Origin of the sequence: Streptomyces sp. NPDC127092 (genome assembly GCF_042722475.1) — a bacterium.
GTDB lineage: Bacteria > Actinomycetota > Actinomycetes > Streptomycetales > Streptomycetaceae > Streptomyces.
The window spans coordinates 1-1,267 of record NZ_JBHXFE010000295.1 but is presented as its reverse complement, the minus strand read 5'-3'; the positions used below and the strand labels follow the sequence as shown (position 1 = coordinate 1,267).

Genomic DNA, 1,267 nt, shown 5'->3' with positions numbered 1-1,267 from the left:
GTTCTGCGGCGTGCACTTCATGGCGGAGACCGCGGACCTTCTCTCCACCCCGGACCAGGCCGTCATCCTGCCCAACCTCGCCGCCGGCTGCTCCATGGCGGACATGGCCGACCTGGACTCGGTCGAGGACGCGTGGGAGCAGCTCGAGGCGGTCTACGGCACCGAGCCGGACGACGACGGGCGCGTGCCCCTGCTGCCCGTGACCTACATGAACTCCTCCGCGGCCCTCAAGGGCTTCGTCGGCGAGCGCGGCGGCATCGTGTGCACGTCCTCCAACGCCTCGGCCGTGCTGGACTGGGCGTTCGAGCGTGCCCAGCGCGTCCTGTTCTTCCCGGACCAGCACCTGGGCCGGAACACGGGCCGCGCCAGGGGGATCCCACTCGAGCAGATGCCGACGTGGAATCCCCGCCTGCCGCTGGGCGGGAACTCCGAGGACGCCCTGCGGGACGCGAAGGTCCTGCTGTGGCACGGCTTCTGCTCGGTGCACCGCCGCTTCACGGTCGCGCAGATCGAGCAGGCCCGCGCCGAGCACCCGGACGTCCAGGTGATCGTGCACCCCGAGTGCCCCCTGCCCGTGGTGGAGGCCGCGGACTCCTCCGGGTCCACCGACTTCATCGTCAAGGCCATCCAGGCGGCGCCGGCCGGCTCGACCTTCGCGATCGGCACCGAGATCAACCTCGTGCAGCGCCTGGCCGCCCAGCACCCCGAGCACACGATCTTCTGCCTCGACCCCGTGATCTGCCCGTGCTCCACGATGTACCGCATCCACCCCGGCTACCTCGCGTGGGTGCTCGAGGAGCTCGTGGCCGGCCGCGTGGTCAACCGGATCACCGTGCCCGCGTCCGTGGCCGACCCGGCCCGCACCGCGCTCGAGCGGATGCTGGCCGTCGCGCCGAAGCAGTCGGCCGCGCAGTCCGCCGGGGCCGGGACGTGACCCCGGCCGACCGCGCCCCGGCGACGCCGGCCCCGCAGCCGGACGTGGAGCGGATCGTGGCCGCCGCGCTCGCCGAGGACGCGCCCTGGGGTGATGTCTCCTCGGAGGCCTTCGTCCCGGAGCAGGCCCGGATCACCGCGCGCGTGGTGGCCCGCGAGGCCGGGGTGCTCTCCGGCACGAACGCCCTCGAGGCCGCCTTCCGGCTCGTCGACCCGGCCGTGTCCGTCACCCTGCACCTGGCCGACGGCGCCGACCTGTCCCCCGGCGCCGTCGTCGCCGAGGTCGCGGGCCCCGCCCGCTCGGTGCTGCGTGCCGAGCGCGTGGCGCTGAACC

The 1,267-nt window shown here is 74.0% G+C and carries 2 protein-coding genes; both read left to right on the top strand.

Going from position 1 to position 1,267, the window contains the following annotated elements; all coding sequences use genetic code 11:
* A partial coding sequence (nadA, locus tag ACFWJO_RS39820; protein WP_386873197.1) for a quinolinate synthase NadA occupies positions 1–934 on the top strand: 934 nt, incomplete at its 5' end.
* Positions 931–1,267 (top strand): nicotinate-nucleotide diphosphorylase (locus ACFWJO_RS39815; protein WP_386873195.1); only part of this gene is annotated, 337 nt, incomplete at its 3' end. The genes nadA and ACFWJO_RS39815, both read left to right, overlap by 4 nt.